12 protein-coding genes are annotated in these 15,026 nt (G+C 66.5%); 6 read left to right on the top strand and 6 right to left on the bottom strand.

Translation table 11 applies throughout. The features are described 5' to 3' along the window. The first annotated feature begins 75 nt into the window (after window positions 1-75). Window positions 76-1,119 (top strand): HoxN/HupN/NixA family nickel/cobalt transporter, encoded by a 1,044-nt coding sequence (locus QNN98_RS07110; RefSeq protein WP_227910899.1) that lies wholly within the window; start codon window positions 76-78, stop codon window positions 1,117-1,119. Beyond that, window positions 1,116-2,045 (top strand): urea transporter, encoded by a 930-nt coding sequence (locus QNN98_RS07105; protein WP_283996641.1) that lies wholly within the window; start codon window positions 1,116-1,118, stop codon window positions 2,043-2,045. Before QNN98_RS07110 ends, QNN98_RS07105 begins: the two co-directional genes overlap by 4 nt. Before the next feature lie 144 nt (window positions 2,046-2,189). Here the strand turns inward: QNN98_RS07105 and crcB are convergent, their stop codons facing one another. From crcB to QNN98_RS07085, 4 genes are all read right to left on the bottom strand, one after another. Then, window positions 2,190-2,567, bottom strand: coding sequence for a fluoride efflux transporter CrcB (gene crcB, locus QNN98_RS07100; protein WP_227910897.1), 378 nt, complete (start codon window positions 2,565-2,567; stop codon window positions 2,190-2,192). After that, window positions 2,564-3,022, bottom strand: a complete 459-nt coding sequence (locus tag QNN98_RS07095) for a fluoride efflux transporter FluC (protein ID WP_227910896.1) — start codon at window positions 3,020-3,022, stop codon at window positions 2,564-2,566. Before QNN98_RS07095 ends, crcB begins: the two co-directional genes overlap by 4 nt. 153 nt (window positions 3,023-3,175) lie before the next feature. Then, window positions 3,176-6,730, bottom strand: coding sequence for a S41 family peptidase (locus QNN98_RS07090; RefSeq protein ID WP_283996640.1), 3,555 nt, complete (start codon window positions 6,728-6,730; stop codon window positions 3,176-3,178). Between the two features lie 47 nt (window positions 6,731-6,777). Then, entirely contained in the window at window positions 6,778-8,589 is a 1,812-nt protein-coding gene (locus tag QNN98_RS07085; protein WP_283996639.1) for a protein kinase domain-containing protein, read from the bottom strand. A gap of 164 nt (window positions 8,590-8,753) precedes the next feature. Here QNN98_RS07085 and lipB point away from each other — a divergent pair, with 164 nt between their 5' ends. From lipB to QNN98_RS07070, 3 genes are all read left to right on the top strand, one after another. Beyond that, window positions 8,754-9,479, top strand: coding sequence for a lipoyl(octanoyl) transferase LipB (gene lipB, locus QNN98_RS07080; RefSeq protein WP_283996638.1), 726 nt, complete (start codon window positions 8,754-8,756; stop codon window positions 9,477-9,479). Beyond that, window positions 9,476-10,480 carry a lipoyl synthase gene (lipA, locus tag QNN98_RS07075; RefSeq protein WP_227910892.1) on the top strand — a complete coding sequence of 335 codons (1,005 nt, stop codon included), beginning with the start codon at window positions 9,476-9,478 and terminating at the stop codon, window positions 10,478-10,480. The genes lipB and lipA overlap by 4 nt, the downstream gene beginning before the upstream one ends. A 93-nt stretch (window positions 10,481-10,573) precedes the next feature. Further along, entirely contained in the window at window positions 10,574-11,326 is a 753-nt protein-coding gene (locus QNN98_RS07070) for a DUF4191 domain-containing protein (protein WP_227910891.1), read from the top strand. Between the two features lie 51 nt (window positions 11,327-11,377). Here the strand turns inward: QNN98_RS07070 and QNN98_RS07065 are convergent, their stop codons facing one another. Continuing rightward, on the bottom strand, window positions 11,378-12,478 hold the full coding sequence (locus QNN98_RS07065; RefSeq protein WP_283996637.1) for an NAD-dependent epimerase/dehydratase family protein: 1,101 nt from the start codon (window positions 12,476-12,478) through the stop codon (window positions 11,378-11,380). A 37-nt stretch (window positions 12,479-12,515) separates the two neighbouring features. Continuing rightward, window positions 12,516-12,956 (bottom strand): RDD family protein, encoded by a 441-nt coding sequence (locus QNN98_RS07060; RefSeq protein ID WP_283996636.1) that lies wholly within the window; start codon window positions 12,954-12,956, stop codon window positions 12,516-12,518. 248 nt (window positions 12,957-13,204) lie between these two features. On the opposite strand from QNN98_RS07060, the gene glnA reads away from it, so the two are divergent. After that, a complete protein-coding gene (glnA, locus tag QNN98_RS07055) occupies window positions 13,205-14,629 on the top strand; it encodes a type I glutamate--ammonia ligase (RefSeq protein WP_227910888.1) in 1,425 nt (474 codons plus the stop codon). Window positions 14,630-15,026: the final 397 nt, after the last annotated feature.

The following is a 15,026-nucleotide window of genomic DNA, read 5'->3' as shown; positions in this document are numbered from 1 at the left end:
GACAACACGCAAGCGGAAGCCGCGACGCAGGGGCGCTCCTACCGGGCGCAGGTGGTACGTGCTTTCATTCCAGTCGTGCTCCTGCACATTGCAGGCTTCGGTCTGTTCTTCGTCCTGGTCGAGCCGCTGCATCTCCAGCTCGGCTCATCCGTCTTCGGTGTGGGCATTGCCGTGGTGGCCTATGTCCTCGGCGTCAGGCACGCCTTCGACGCCGACCACATCGCCGCCATAGACAACACCACCCGCAAGCTCGTTGACCTGCGCAAGCCGGCTGCCGGCGTCGGCCTGTTCTTCTCCCTCGGCCACTCCACCATCGTGTTCCTGATGGCGGCCTTGCTGGCGCTCGGGGTCAGCTGGGCCGTGGGGCTGAGCGATGACGGGAACGCCGTCCGGAACGGCCTCGGCGTGTTCGGCACGGTTATCTCCGGAGTATTCCTGCTGCTGATCGGACTCATCAACGCCGTCGCGTTTATGGGGATCCTCAAGGTCTGGCGGGCGTCGCGCGACGGAGATCTGGATGAGTTGGAACTGGAGCGGCATCTGCAGGGCCGCGGTTTCATCAGCCGCCTGATCCGGCCCATGATGCGGTCAATCGACCGGCCGGGCAAAATGTACGCGGTCGGTTTCCTGTTCGGGCTCGGCTTCGATACCGCCAGCGAGATAGCGCTGCTCGTGCTGGCCGGAACGGGTGCGGCAACCGGGCTCCCCTGGTACGCCATCCTCTGCCTGCCGCTGATCTTCGCGGCCGGCATGAGCCTGTTCGACACGCTCGACTCGGCCGCAATGGTCAAAGCCTACGGCTGGGCGAGCGTCAACGCGATCCGCAAGCTCTATTACAACCTCACCATTACCGGCCTCTCCGTGATGATCGCCGTGATGATCGGCGGCATCGAACTGGTTGGCCTGCTGAATGAGAAGCTCGGGCTGCGCGACCCGCTCACGGGGTGGGTGGCCGGCATTGACCTGGAGAACGTGGGCTACATCGTCGTAGGAACCCTCGTGCTCGTCTGGCTCGTCTCGACGGCGTACTGGAGGTTCGGCCGGGTGGAGGAACGGTGGGCCGGACCGCGACCCGCCCAAGCGCCGCCTGACGGCGCCCCGGGAAAGGACACGACGTGAGCAATGCAGGTGCGGCCAACCCGGATTCGGCTATCTCGGGTTCAGGCTGGCTGAAGGGGTGGGGACAGGGCCTGTCCCAGATCTTCTTCCAGAGCAACATCTGGACGGCGCTGCTGATCCTGGCCGCCTTCGTCGTGGCCGACTGGCGCATGGCCCTGCTCGTGCTGATTGGCTGCGCGGGAAACACAGTGGCAGGGCGCCTGCTTCGGGCCGATCCCCCTTCCGTTACCGCAGGCTTGCAGGGCTTCTGCGGCGCCCTGGCCGGTGCTGCAACGTATTCGGCCATTGGCGGCCAGTGGGCGGCGTATCCGATCGCGCTCATCGGCGGTGCGCTCTGCGCCCCGGTCACGTGGCTGGTGGTCGCACTGTTCACGAAAACGCCGCTGAGAGTCTATGGGCTGCCGTCGACGACGGCACCGTTCTGCATTGTTGCGACAGGAATACTGCTCAGCACCGAGGCGCTGCATGTGAGTTCGGGACCGTCACAAACCATCGACTCGGCTCCGCTTGCCTTCGCGCGCTCGTTGCTGACGAATGTGTCTGAGGTAGTACTGATCAACAACGTGTGGTCAGGGGCCCTGATCCTGCTAGGCCTCTTCGTAGCGGGCTGGAAAGTGGGGCTCGCCGGGTTGTTGGGCAGCGTGGTGGGCAGCCTGTGCGCCTTGGCGATGGGAGAGGCCCTCACCGAGACGGCAAACGGCCTGGCCGGCTATTCCGGTGTATTGACCGCCATTGCCCTCGCCGTCGTTTTCCTGAAGAGCAACACGGTCTCATGGGTCCTGGCCGTCATCGGAACCGTGGTGACCGCGGTGGTCACGGTGCTCATGCATGACCTGAATGCTCCCACCTACACCTGGCCGTACATCCTCACCACCTGGGTGTTCCTGGTGATTGCCCACTACATCCCCGCAGCCAAACGCCCCTAGGCCGTCCCGTGCAGGGTGCCCCGGACTGGCTGTGGCCTTATTGCCTTCTGTACACCCGATGCGGGTTGCGGCCCCGCCAGGCAGCATCTTCTGTGCAGGAGCTGAGTATGACGGCCCACCATAGGGCCGGATCCAGGACGGGTGCTACAGGGCAGCGCCGATCCAGAGTCCTATCGCCGCGGCCGCAACGGAGAGCACGAGCATCACCACGCCGCTGATGAAGGACGCCCCGTACCGGCCCTTTTTGATCAGCTGCACAGTCTCGTAGCTCGCCGTGCTGAAGGTGGTGTAGCCGCCGAGGAACCCGGTTCCGATCACGATGCTGAAGTCGGTAGACACAAAGCGCGCGATGGTCAGGCCGGTGAGGAAGCCCAGCACGAGGGAACCTGAGACGTTGATGATCGTCGTCGCCCACGCAAACCGCGTGTTGGAGTGGGCGCGGATAAGTCCGTCCACGACGAACCGCACCGTGGCCCCAACCCCGCCGGCAAGCGCCAGCAGCAGGAAAATTCCGGGAGTCATGTAGCGTCCTCCTGCTCATCTTTGCGGTGTTGGCCGGAGCGGTTATTGACAGCAGTCGCAATGGCGATGCCCGCCCAGGTGGCGCAGGCGCCCACCAGCACCGTGCCGAGGGCGTAGATCACCGCCGGCCAGGGTAACCCGTCGCGAAAGAGCACAGCGGTGTCAGTGGCCAGCGAACTGTAGGTGGTGAAGCCACCGCAGAAACCGGTGCCCAGCAGCAGCTTGAGGTTCGCACCGGTCGGACGCGCCTTGTCGAGACGGGTGACCGCCTCGTAGAGGTAGCCGAGCAGAAACGCACCCACCACGTTGATGATCGGGATCGCCACCGGCACCGAGCCGAGATTCGGGATCGCCAGACTTAGACCCTCGCGGCTCGCGGCACCCGCTGCGCCGCCGAGGGCAACAAGCCCTATGGGCCCCCAGCGCAGATACGAAGGGCGGATTCCGGTACTCATTCCTTGCTCCCATCTTGAGCGGTGCCAGCGACGGCTGGTTGCTTGGGGAAATCGCGGGAAATGCCCATCTTTGCGAGGCTACTCCTGCGCCCCCACGCCTTCAACGCCGGAAGGGCCCGGACTGCGTATTGAAGTCCAGACCCTTCGACGCCGTTAGTGCCGGTTGTCCTTGGCACCGTCATTACCTGCCGCGCCTGCGGACACCGGTGCCGGAATGGACAGGCCGCCGTCGTCCTGCGGCCGCTCCCCCTGCCGGCCCTGCGGCCGGGGCGGCAGGGGTGCGGGCTGGAGGACGGGATAGCCTTCCCGGGCCGGAGGCTGGTCCGTGGGCAGTTCAGTGAGCATTTCCCGCAGGATTCCCACGCCGTGCTCAAGCTGGGGATCGTCGCCTGCAACGTAGGCGTGCGGAGGGAAGGCCACCTCGATGTCCGGTTCCACGCCGCGGTTCTCCACTCCCCAGCCCACCCCGCCGGTGAACCAGTAGGCGTAACGCGGCTGGTTCACTGCGGTTCCGTCCACCAGTTTGAACCGGCCATCGATGCCGACCACACCGCCCCAGGTGCGGGTGCCGACAACCGGACCGATCCCCCGAAGTTTCGAGGTCTGGGTGATGATGTCGCCGTCGGAACCCGCGAACTCATCTGTCAGGATCACTACAGGTCCGCGCGGTGCGTGCGCCGGATAAGTGGAAGGCTGGCCGCCGCGCGGGTTTTCCCATGCCGTGACCTTCCGTCCGATCTGCTCGGCAACCAGTTGGGAAGTGTGGCCGCCGCGGTTGCGGCGGACGTCGATCACCAGCGCCTTGCGGGAGGCTTCCTCATCAAGGTCACGGTGCAGCTGGGACCAGCCGTTGGCCACCATGTCCGGGATATGCAGGTAGCCGAACTCGCCGTTGGAGGCCTCCCGGACAGTATGCCGGTTGGCGCTGACCCAGTTTTGGTAACGCAGCCTCTCTTCCGAGGCCAGGGGAACGACGGCGATGCGCCGCTGTCCGGGTGCCTCGCCGTCCGCGGACGCAGAGACGATTGTCAGCTCCACAGCGCGGCCGGCAGCACCGGCCAGCAGGGCAGCCGGTCCCTGGTCCGCCGGAACCGGAACGCCGTCCACTGCGGCGATGATGTCTCCGGGGTGGACATCGGCACCCGGGGCGCTCAGCGGCGAGACCGCCTGCGGGTCGGAGGACTCGGCGGCCAGGATCCGTACCACTTCCCAGCCTCCGGCTGCCGGGCGCAGATCCGCACCCAGGAAGCCCTGGGCGCCGGAGCCGGGCTCCGCTGCAGGAGCGGGGGTGACATACGCGTGGGAGGTACCAAGTTCACCGTGCATTTCCCAGAGCAGGTCAACCAAGTCATCGTGGCTGCCGAGGTTCTGCACCAGCGGGCGGTAGCGGTCCCGGACGCCTTCCCAGTCAATTCCGGCCATGTCCGGGGCCCAGAAGAAGTCGCGTTGCAGCCGCCATGCCTCGTCAAAGGCCTGGCCCCACATCTTGACCGGGTCAATGCGTACCCGGATCCGGCCCAGGTCTACCCGGACGTTGTCTGCTGAGTCTTCCTCCACGCGGGAAGCGGTCGGGACCACGCGGAGGTTCCCCTCGTGCTGCAGCACTAGCCGCGAACCGTCAGCGCTGACTTCGTAGGTATCCAGTGCGGGTACCAGGACAGACACGTCCTTCTTGGCAAGGTCGAACCGTTCCAGCCGTGATGCCGGTTCCCTGTCTGCAGACGTAGCCCGGCCGTCACCTGTGACGCCGAAGATGTCCGTGGCCTGCCACAGGAGGGCATTCCCGGCAGTGCGGAGCTTTTCGTAGCGGCCTTGCGGCACCGGTACGGCAATGATGCGGTCGGCGATGCGTTCAGCGTCAACCCGGACTTCGGGGACCGGCTGGTTCTCCTCTTCGCTGCCGCTGGTTTCCTCTGCTGCGGGTGTTCCGCCGGACACCGCCGGACCGAACGGCGACGGCGTGCCGGCGGCAAGGGCGACCATGAAGGGCTTGGTGGAGGACGGGAAGCTCAGATCGAACCGGTGCGTGTCATATACCGGGTCAAAGCTGCGTTCGGACAGGAAGGCCAAGTACTTGCCGTCTTGGGTGAAGGCCGGGTCATGGTCGCTGAAGCGGCCGTCCGTGACGTCGATGATCCCCGCTTCGCTGCTGCTGACAGACCGCAGCCGGATCCGGGACCGCCCCCCGCCGGCACTGGCCGGCTCCGCCCACGCGAGCCACTGCGAGTCCGGGGAGAATGCCAGGTGATCCACTGCGCCGAAATCAGAGGAGGCTACCGGGTGCAGTTCCCCGGTCCGGACGTCCAGGAGGAAGACTTCGCCGTATTCGGTGGCAACGCCCACGCTGTTGCCGTCCGGGCTGGCCGCCAACTGGCTGACGCGGGTGGGGCGGTCAAACCCGATGCGTGCCGTTCCGGCCGGCGAATCAGCATGGCCGGAATCGCCGGGCTCGGGCGTCTCACCCTGGTGATCGTCAACAGGTGAGGCGACCGGCGTGACGGCTGCCGTGCGGCCCGTTCCCGCTGCGGAAACCGGGCGCGGAAGGACAAGCCCGCTGGCCGTGTCCGCCGCCGGCACCGATTCGGTTCCCTTGCGGCCCGCTGTCCCGGCAGCCGTAAGGTCCTCGAAAACGTTTCGAATGTAGACGGCCTCTTCGCCGTCACGGTCGCTGACGTACACCGCACGGGAATCTCCCAGCGGCCGGCCGAGCCGGGCACGCACCGAGGAGTCCGCTTCGATAACACGGGAGGGTCCGTCCCGGTGGGCGAGCCAGTGCAGCGTGCCGTGGGTTTCCACCACGCTCGCGTTGCCTGCGGCATCCGGCACGGCTTCGGCGAGGTGCTTGGCAGCGTCGAGCGGCCGGGGGCGCCGTGCGGTGCCTGCCGAACCAAGGACAATGTCCAGCGGCTGCGCTTCGGCATCCAGCGACGGCAGGAGCCAGATGCGGCCGGCGGATTCGAACACGATGCGGCTGCCGTCCGAGGACGCGTGCCGGACGTAGAAACCTTCAAAGTCAGTGTGGCGGCGGAGGTCCGTTCCCTGCGGCGTCACGGAGTAGAGGTTGCCGTAACCCTCGTGGTCGGAGAGGAAGACAACGCGGCCGTCGATCCACATGGGGTCCGAAAGGTTGCCGTCCAGTTCGGGCACCAGGCGCTCGAACTCGCCGTTGCCGTCGGCATCAATCCACAGCTTGCCTGCGGTGCCGCCGCGGTAGCGCTTCCACCAGGCCTGCTCGCGGGTGAGCATGCTGCCGATCACCAGCGGGCGTTCATCACCGACGGCGGGGCCCTCGGCCAGCGTTTCCACCGGACCGTAGGGCAGTTTGACGGGCGCCGCACCGTCCAATGGAACTTCGAAGGCCCAGCGGAGCCGGTTGTCCTCCTGCTCCACGGACGTGGTCGCGATGACCCGTCCGGCGGAATTGAACCCCTTCAGGCGCGTGCTCTGGCTGCCCCAGTAGGTCAGCTGGCGGAAGTCTCCGCCGTCGGTATTGGCCGTAACGATTTCCGGCGCGCCGCCCTGCACTGCCTGCCAGGCCAGCCGGGTGCCGTCCGGGGAGAACTTGGGGCTGCGGGCCGGCAGCCCCATGGCGGACACCCGCCAGGCCCGGCCGCCGGCGACGGGAGCCATCCATACATCGTCTTCCGCCACAAAGGTGACCAGGTCGTTGTGCAGGTCTGGGTAACGAAGGTAAGCAGTTGGACTCATAGACCGATCCTATCTTTCAGCTCACGCTAGATCCGGCAGCAACCTGCCTAATCCGTGCCGAAGACCGTGCTGATCTTCCAGGTGCCGCCGCTTTGCACGAGCACCAGCACCACTTCCTGCTGCCGGGCGGATGCGTCTTCCAGGACCAAACCGTCCCTGCCCACGCGCTGGTAGGCAGAAACCTCCAACCTGACCCGCAACTGCACCGTGACCTCAGCCGGCGCGGCGGATCCGCCGGCAGCGGGGGTGTCCGGAGCCAGCACACTTGCCTGCATCTCCAGACCCCGCAGGGCCTGTCCGTCCCGGGCCAGCCTGCCCACCTGTTCCTCATCTGCGGACAAAGCCGGCGATTCCGGTGCGTCCACATGGGCCAGCAGGCGCGGGTCGCCTGTACGGAACGCCCGGGCGCGCAGCTCGGCGAGCGCCGGGACCGCCTCAGCCGGATCGGCGGCAGCAGCCGTGGCCAGCAGGACCTCCACTGCCGGCGTTTGCTCCCCCTGCATCCCCTGCGACTCTCCCCTCCCCTGCCCGGCCGCACCGTCACCCGTGTCATCGCCGGAGGCTCCGTCCGGATTGCCGTGCCCAACATCCTCTGTACGGGTTTCCGCGCCCTCGCCGCTGCCGCCGTCCGGCCGCGGTTCCACGGGAGCATCCTTGGCCGGCCCGGCGGACCGGTTGGTTTCGGCCCGGAGAAGGTCGGGCGCTGCGAGCGCCACTCCGGCCAGCAGAAGCACTGCAGCCACCAGGACAATGGCAGCAACGCGGACAAAGGTGCCCGCCGGCCTGCGCCGGTGCGGAGGAAGCGGCCGCCGGAACTGCCGCGTACCCCTCCCGCTGATGCGGCCCCTTCCCCTGTTCCGCTCCCCCTCCCTGTTGGGCTCCTTCTGGGGGCGCCTTCCCCGGCCCTTCTTCGTTCCGCCTGCACGGGCAGCCGAACCTGTCCGCCGGGTCAGCAGGTCCGGGCGCACCTCGGGGTGGGCGGAAGCCACCAGGTCCACCGGCAGCGGGCGGGCGCCGCGGTAGGCCCATGCCGCCATCTCGTCTGCCCCGGGACGCACGTCCGGGTCCTCCGAGAGTCCCGCCTCCAGCAGGGCGGGCAGCTCCCGCCCCACCCCGGGAACCAGAATCGACAGCGGCGGGCGGTCCCGAACAGGCGGAGGAGGCTTGCCGGTGAGCAGGAACCAGCCCACGGCGGCGAGCGCATAAACATCGGCGGCTGCCCCGAGGGTACTTTGCCGGGAGCGCTGCCTCTGGCGGCTGCCGCCAACCTCCGGCGCATCGAACCCCGGGGTGGCCGGCGCCGAGGTTCCCGGCTCCCCCAGCAGGCGCGCCTGGCCGAAGTCGGCAAGCTGCGGCTTGCCCTCGGCCGTGAACAGGATGTTGGCCGGAGAAACATCTCCGTGCGCTGCCCCGCGCGCATGGAGGTAGCCCAGCGCCCCGGCAATGCCGACCAGCACACTGACCGCTTCACCGGGTTGAACCGGTCCCCTGGCAGCGACCAGGGCTGCGGCGCTGCCTCCGGCGGCATACCCCACCAGCAGCCCCTCACCCTGGTCGGTCTCGGCCACCCCGTGCAGCTGGACCAGGTGCGGATGCTCCATCCGGGCCAGCACGTTCACTTCCCGCCGGGCTTCAAACCCGTGGTGTCCCGCCCCGGCCGGGACCTTAAGGGCAAAGGCCGAGCCGGCGGCGTCGCGCACCAGCCAGACGGCACCGCTGCCGCCCGTTCCAAGCAGCCGGTCCACGGAGAACCCCCGTACAGCAGGAGCGGTGCGGCCGGGGGCATCGGTGCCGGCTTCCGGGGAAAAGGTCTCATGCGGCGGTACGCCTGGGCGTCCGTCATTGGGCGTGGTGTCCATGGCACCCAAGTGTTAACCTGCCCCGGACGGGCACACCGGTTATCCACAAGGTAGTCGCCCCCGGGGGCCGGGCCGGGGCCTGCCGCAGCCGCGCGGAACCCCCGCCTGCGCCGCCGTCGGGGATGTGGTCAACATTACGTCTGCGGGGGTCTAGGCTAGGCCCCATGGCTTTGGAGTTCACCCGCGTAGGCCTGGCTCCGCACTACGTGGATTATTCAGCAGGCTGGGATCTCCAGCAGCAACTGCACCGGCAGGTCCTTGAGGGTTCTTCCCCCGATACGGTCCTGCTCCTTGAGCACACCCCGGTATACACGGCGGGGCGCCGTACCGAACCGCATGAGCGCCCGTTTGACGGAACTGCCGTGATCAACGTGGACCGCGGCGGAAAACTCACCTGGCACGGCCCCGGCCAGCTGGTGGGCTATCCGATCCTGCGCCTGGCCGACCCGGCCCATGTGAAGGCATACGTAGCAGCCCTGGAGGCCGCCGTCATCGCCGTCCTGCAGGAATACGGCATTACCGGCACCCGGATCGAGGGCCGCTCGGGAGTGTGGCTGCGCGGAGACGGGCAGCCTTTCGGCACCCCGGACCGCAAAATCGCCGCCGTCGGCATCCGCGTCCACCAAGGCGTAACCATGCACGGCTTCTCCCTGAACTGCAGTAACGACCTTGCTCCGTACAGCCAGATCATTGCCTGCGGCATTACCGACGCCGGCACCACCTCCATCAGCGCCGAAACCGGCAGGACCGTGTCCCCGGCCGACGTCGTTGACCGGATCGAGTCCGAGCTTGCCGCCCGTACGGCGGAACTGACCGGCACCACCCCGACAGAACTCCCCGGCCGCGGCGCCATACCTGCCGACGGCCGGCCGAAAGGAGCCCTGCTGTGACCCTCGCCCCTGAAGGACGCCGCCTGCTGCGCATCGAACAGCGCAACGCCGCCGTCCCGGTGGAACGCAAGCCAGAATGGATCAAGGCCAAAGTGAACATGGGCCCGGAATTCGTGGAGCTGAAGAAGCAGGTGAAGAAGGAAGGCCTGCACACCGTCTGCGAGGAGGCCGGGTGCCCGAACATCTTCGAGTGCTGGGAGGACCGCGAGGCCACCTTCCTCATCGGCGGGTCCGAATGCACTCGGCGCTGCGACTTCTGCCAGATCGACACCGGCAAACCCTCCGCCCTGGACCGGATGGAACCGCTCAAGGTAGCCCGCTCGGTGCAGCAGATGAACCTGCGCTACGCCACCGTCACGGGCGTGGCCCGCGATGACCTGGAGGACGAAGGCGTCTGGCTCTACGCCGAGACAATCCGCAAGATCCACGAACTCAACCCGGGCACCGGCGTCGAAATCCTCATCCCCGACTTCTCCGGCAAGGTGGAGCACATCATCGATATCTGCGAGGCGAAGCCGGAAGTCTTCGCCCACAACGTCGAAACAGTGCCGCGCCTGTTCAAGCGCATCCGGCCCGCCTTCCGGTACGAGCGGTCCCTGGACGTAATCACGCAGGGCCAGAACATGGGCATGGTGACCAAGTCCAACCTCATCCTGGGCATGGGCGAGACCCGCGAAGAGGTCTCCGGCGCGTTGAAGGACCTGCGCGACGCCGGCTGCGACCTGCTCACCATCACCCAATACCTGCGCCCCAGCGAACGCCACCTCCCGGTGGACCGCTGGGTCAAGCCGCAGGAATTCGTGGACATCAGCACCGAAGCGGAAGAACTGGGGTTCCTGGGCGTGATGAGCGGTCCGCTGGTCCGTTCCTCCTACCGCGCCGGCCGGCTGTGGGCCGGAGCAATGCGCCGCAAGGGCCGGGAACTGCCCCCGCAGCTGGCACACATCGAGGATTCAGGCACCACCCTGCAGGAAGCCTCCTCTATCCTCGCCCGCAGCTGAGGCACCCGCCCCGCATACCGTTGCATCACGGCGCGTGTCACATCCGCACGCCCTTCAATACAGCACGCCCGCATCACGTAGAATTGACTTATTATGGCCAAAAGCACTGATTCCGACGCATCCCAGACCCCCCGCAAGGGCGCCTTTTCCCGCAAGCCGAAGGGGGAAAAGAAGCCCAAGAAGCAGGGGCGCATGAAGCAGATGGTGGACATCTTCAAGATGACCCGCCGGAATGACCCGAACGTTGTATGGCTGATGCTTGGTGCCTTCTTCGGCATCATCGCCGTGGGCCTGCTGATCGGCCTGCTCATCGACAACTGGATCACACTGCTGATCATCGCCATCCCGCTTGGCCTGCTCGCCGCGGTGTTCATCCTGTCCCGGCGCGCAGAGCGGGCGGCGTTCTCGCAGATCGAAGGACAGCCCGGTGCCTCCGGTGCAGCCCTGAGTGTGCTCCGCCGCGGCTGGATCCTCGAAGAGCAGCCCGTTGCGGTCAACCCGCGCACCCAGGAAGCGGTGTTCCGCGCCATTGGCCGTCCCGGCATTGTCCTGGTCACCGAAGGCTCCCCGACCCGCGCCCGTGCACTGGCCGACGGCGAACGCCGGCGCATGAACCGCATCGCCCCCAAGGTTCCGGTCACCGTCATCCAGACCGGAAACGGTGAAGGGCAGGTCCCCCTGGCCAAGGTGGCCCCCACGGCCAAGAAGCTGCCCAAGCAGTTGACCAAGCAGGAAGTCGCCGCCGTCAACCAGCGTCTCTCCGCACTGGGAACCCGGCTGCCGATCCCCAAGGGCATTGACCCCTACCGTGCCCGCCCGGACCGCAAGGCTACCCGCGGACGCTAGCCGTTCCTACCAAAAGGGCCCCTCTCGAGGGGCCCTTTTGTTGTATCCGGCCTAGGACTCGGCCTTTCCCCGTCCAGCCGTGACCGCGCCTGGGCCAGCATCAAGGCGCTCCAGCAGTTCCCGCTCTTCGTTGCCGGACAGACCGGCGCCGCGGGGCCGGTTGATGCCTTCGTTCTCTTCCCAGGCCAGTGTGTCCGCAAGGGTCTGCTCCAGGGGCCGGAGCGTCAGCCCTGCCCGGCGCGCCCGCGCATTCGAGCGGGCATTCATGCCTTGCCAGTCCTGATCTTCCAGCCACAGCGGGAGCGAGCGGGGACCGGACCATTCCCCCACACCCTGCTCACGCAGCCACTGCTGGGCGACGGCGACGGCGCTGCCCCGTTCCTCCCCGGCCGCACCGGTGCTTGCCGGTTCGTGCTCCGGCAGCAGTGTTCCGGGCCCTGCGGCCGCGGCGGCGGCGGCCGCCAAGTGCTGCGCCAGGGGAACGGTATCCCCCACGGCGTTGAAAATCCCCGCGGTGCGTTCCCGGGCCAGGTCCACCAGCCACTGGGCGAGGTCGCGTACGTCGATGAGCTGTGTGGGCTGGGCACCGGCGTCGGGTACCAGGACCCTGCCGGCGGCGTCGGCGGGATGCGCGAAGCGCAGCGGCCAGTATCCGCTGCGCCCGGAAGTGTCTCCGGGACCGCCGATCAGCCCCGCCCGCACAATCGCCCGGCGAGCCGGACCGAACCCGGACGTTACGGCCTGCTCGCAGGCCACCTTGGCCGGGCCGTAATTCTCCATGGACTCCATGACGTCGGATGCGAGCGGTGCCAGCAGCGGTGCGTCTTCGTCCTGCCCGTACTCCTTTTGGCTGGCATAGACGTTCCCGGTGGACACAAATACGTAGAAGTCCGCCGCGTCGGCCAGGTCCCGCACGGCCCGCCGGACCTGCCCGGGCTGCCGGGACACGTCGATGACCGCGTCCCACTGCTGCCCTGCCGCTTCCGCCAGGCCGTCATCGGCGTCCCGGTCAATGGCCAGGAACGCGGCACCGGACGGCGGGGCGCCGGAGATGCCGCGCGCTGCGCAGGTGACCTGATGTCCTTCCGCGGCGGCGGCCAGTGCGGTGCGGTGTCCAAGCCAGGCGGTACCGCCGAGGATCAGGAGTTTCATGCCCCGAGCCTGCCGGAAACGGGAGGAAATGGAAAGCTTAGTGTTTGACCTTCACCAGCACGGTTCCCATGGCGCGGTCGTGCAGTCCGCGCTGGTCGGCGTCGAATACGACAGCCGGGAGCACCAGGCACAGCAGCACGGTACGCACGATGCCGGCCGGGATACCCGCGGCCCGGCCGTCCATTTTCTGCACCTGCAGGCTGAACACACGGTGGCCGATGCTGTAGCCGAGCAGGCTGACGAGGAGGATCTGTTCGACGGCGAAGATGCCGAGGATCGCGAAGTCGTCACCGCCGAAAAGCCAGTAGGCGATCAGGGAAGCGATGGCCCAGTCAATGACCAACGCGCCCAGGCGCGGCCCTACACGGGCTATTGAACCCGGACCCGTCCGGGGCCGGCCAAGGCCCTTGCCCGGCCAGGTGCTCTCATCGGAGGGAGGGCCTTGCAGCCAGGAACCTATATCGCTTCTATCGACCACGGTTAAAGACTACCCGGGTGGCCGGGCCGTAAATAAACCTCCTATTATCACCGCCCCGGACAGTTGCGGATAGGGTGGAAGGGAGACCACCGACTGCGTAACGTGCCGGAAACACACGTGTCACCGCCGGGAAACCGGGTCCTTCTAAGGTCAAGGTGTTGCGCCGGACGGTCAAAGGACCGGGCGCCAGCTTTGGTCTTGCAGCCCGAGGTCCTCCATCCAAACAGTTGTATAGGAGCACAGAAACGATGTTCAAGAACGCGGACGAAGTCCTCAAGTTCATCGCTGACGAGCAAGTGAAGTTCGTCGACATCCGATTCACCGACGTTCCCGGAGTGCAGCAGCACTTCAACGTGCCGGCCAAAACCGTAGATGCCGATTTCTTCGTCAACGGTCAGCTGTTCGACGGCTCATCCATCCGTGGCTTCCAGGGCATCGCCGAATCCGACATGCAGCTCATCCCCGACGTCACCACGGCGTTCCTGGATCCGTTCCGCATCGAGAAGACGCTGGCCCTGAACTTCTCCATCGTGAACCCGCGCACCGGCGAGCCGTACCACCGCGATCCGCGCGGTGTTGCCGAGCGTGCCGAGGCCTACCTCGCGTCCACCGGCATCGCCGACACTGCGTTCTTCGGCTCCGAGGCCGAGTTCTACATCTTCGACAACGTGCAGTACGAATCCGCCCCCAAGGGCAGCTTCTACAAGGTGGATTCCATCGAGGCACCGTGGAACAGCGGCCGCGAGGAAGACGGCGGCAACTTGGGCAACAAGACCCCGTACAAGGGTGGCTACTTCCCGGTGGCTCCGGTTGATAAGCAGGCCGACCTGCGCGACGCCATCAGCGTCGAGCTGGACAACGTGGGCCTCGCCGTCGAACGCGCCCACCACGAGGTCGGCGGCGCCGGCCAGGCCGAAATCAACTACAAGTTCACCACGCTGACGCACGCCGCTGACGACCTGCAGAAGTTCAAGTACATCGTCAAGAACGTCGCCGACGCCTGGGGCAAGTCCGCCACCTTTATGCCGAAGCCGATTTTCGGTGACAACGGTTCGGGCATGCACTGCCACCAGTCGCTGTGGAACGGCGGCGAGCCGCTGTTCTACGACGAGAAGGGCTACGCCGGCCTTTCGGACCTGGCCCGCTGGTACATCGGCGGCCTGCTCAAGCACGCTTCGGCTGTGCTGGCCTTCACCAACCCGACGGTCAACTCCTACCGCCGCCTGGTCAAGGGCTTCGAAGCCCCGGTGAACATGGTCTACTCGCAGGGCAACCGCTCCGCTGCCATCCGCATCCCGATCACCGGTTCCAACCCGAAGGCCAAGCGCCTCGAGTTCCGCGCACCGGATCCCTCCTCCAACCCGTACCTGGCTTTCTCGGCCCAGCTGATGGCAGGCCTGGACGGCATCAAGAACCGCATTGAGCCGGCGGACCCGATTGACAAGGACCTCTACGAGCTGCCGCCCGAAGAGGCCAAGCACATCCAGAAGGCTCCGGGTTCGCTCGAAGAGGCACTGGTGGCCCTGGAGAACGACAACGAGTTCCTGCAGGCCGGCGGCGTGTTCACCCAGGACATGATCGACAGCTGGATCGAGTACAAGCGTGAATACGAGATCCTGCCCCTGGCCATGCGTCCGAACCCGTTCGAGTTCGAGCTCTACTACGGCGTCTAGCTGGAATCCGCGGCTAAACGGGGTTTAGTCCGCAAGGAGTCCGCACGAGCGGCCAGCACTTCGGTGAGGGCTGCACGTGCGGACTCTTCTTTATCCGGGAACATTTGCCCGTTAGTATCCAGTGTCACCTTCACTGAGACGTGACGCAGGCACCGCGGAACTACTTTCACATCGAGGCCTTAAGCAATCAACAATGAGGCGCACCAGTAGGCAGATAGGGGTTGGTGCTGAAGGTGCGGTGAGAAATTTCCTCGAAGTCATTGAGACGCATCCCCTTCGTTCCCGGCGTTGCCTCGAAGTTCCAACAATCTGCAACTACCTGTATTTCGGCGAGAAAACGGGTATTCCACTGCTACAGACAAAGGACATGCCCCAGGCTTAGCGTGCACTCACCGGA

It is taken from the genome of Arthrobacter sp. zg-Y1143, assembly GCF_030125565.1.
In the GTDB taxonomy this organism is placed as follows: domain Bacteria; phylum Actinomycetota; class Actinomycetes; order Actinomycetales; family Micrococcaceae; genus Arthrobacter_B.
Note: the sequence above shows the minus strand (reverse complement) of the source record. Positions and strands in the feature narration are given on the sequence as shown.

What these genes read in the sequence shown, in the direction of transcription:
- QNN98_RS07090 (WP_283996640.1), bottom strand. Translation starts at nt 6,730, where the DNA reads ATGAGTCCAACTGCTTACCTTCGTTACCCAGACCTGCACAACGACCTG.
- QNN98_RS07095 (WP_227910896.1), bottom strand. Translation starts at nt 3,022, where the DNA reads ATGAGTACCGGAATCCGCCCTTCGTATCTGCGCTGGGGGCCCATAGGG.
- QNN98_RS07070 (WP_227910891.1), top strand. Translation starts at nt 10,574, where the DNA reads ATGGCCAAAAGCACTGATTCCGACGCATCCCAGACCCCCCGCAAGGGC.
- glnA (WP_227910888.1), top strand. Translation starts at nt 13,205, where the DNA reads ATGTTCAAGAACGCGGACGAAGTCCTCAAGTTCATCGCTGACGAGCAA.
- QNN98_RS07065 (WP_283996637.1), bottom strand. Translation starts at nt 12,478, where the DNA reads ATGAAACTCCTGATCCTCGGCGGTACCGCCTGGCTTGGACACCGCACC.
- crcB (WP_227910897.1), bottom strand. Translation starts at nt 2,567, where the DNA reads ATGACTCCCGGAATTTTCCTGCTGCTGGCGCTTGCCGGCGGGGTTGGG.
- QNN98_RS07085 (WP_283996639.1), bottom strand. Translation starts at nt 8,589, where the DNA reads ATGGACACCACGCCCAATGACGGACGCCCAGGCGTACCGCCGCATGAG.
- lipB (WP_283996638.1), top strand. Translation starts at nt 8,754, where the DNA reads ATGGCTTTGGAGTTCACCCGCGTAGGCCTGGCTCCGCACTACGTGGAT.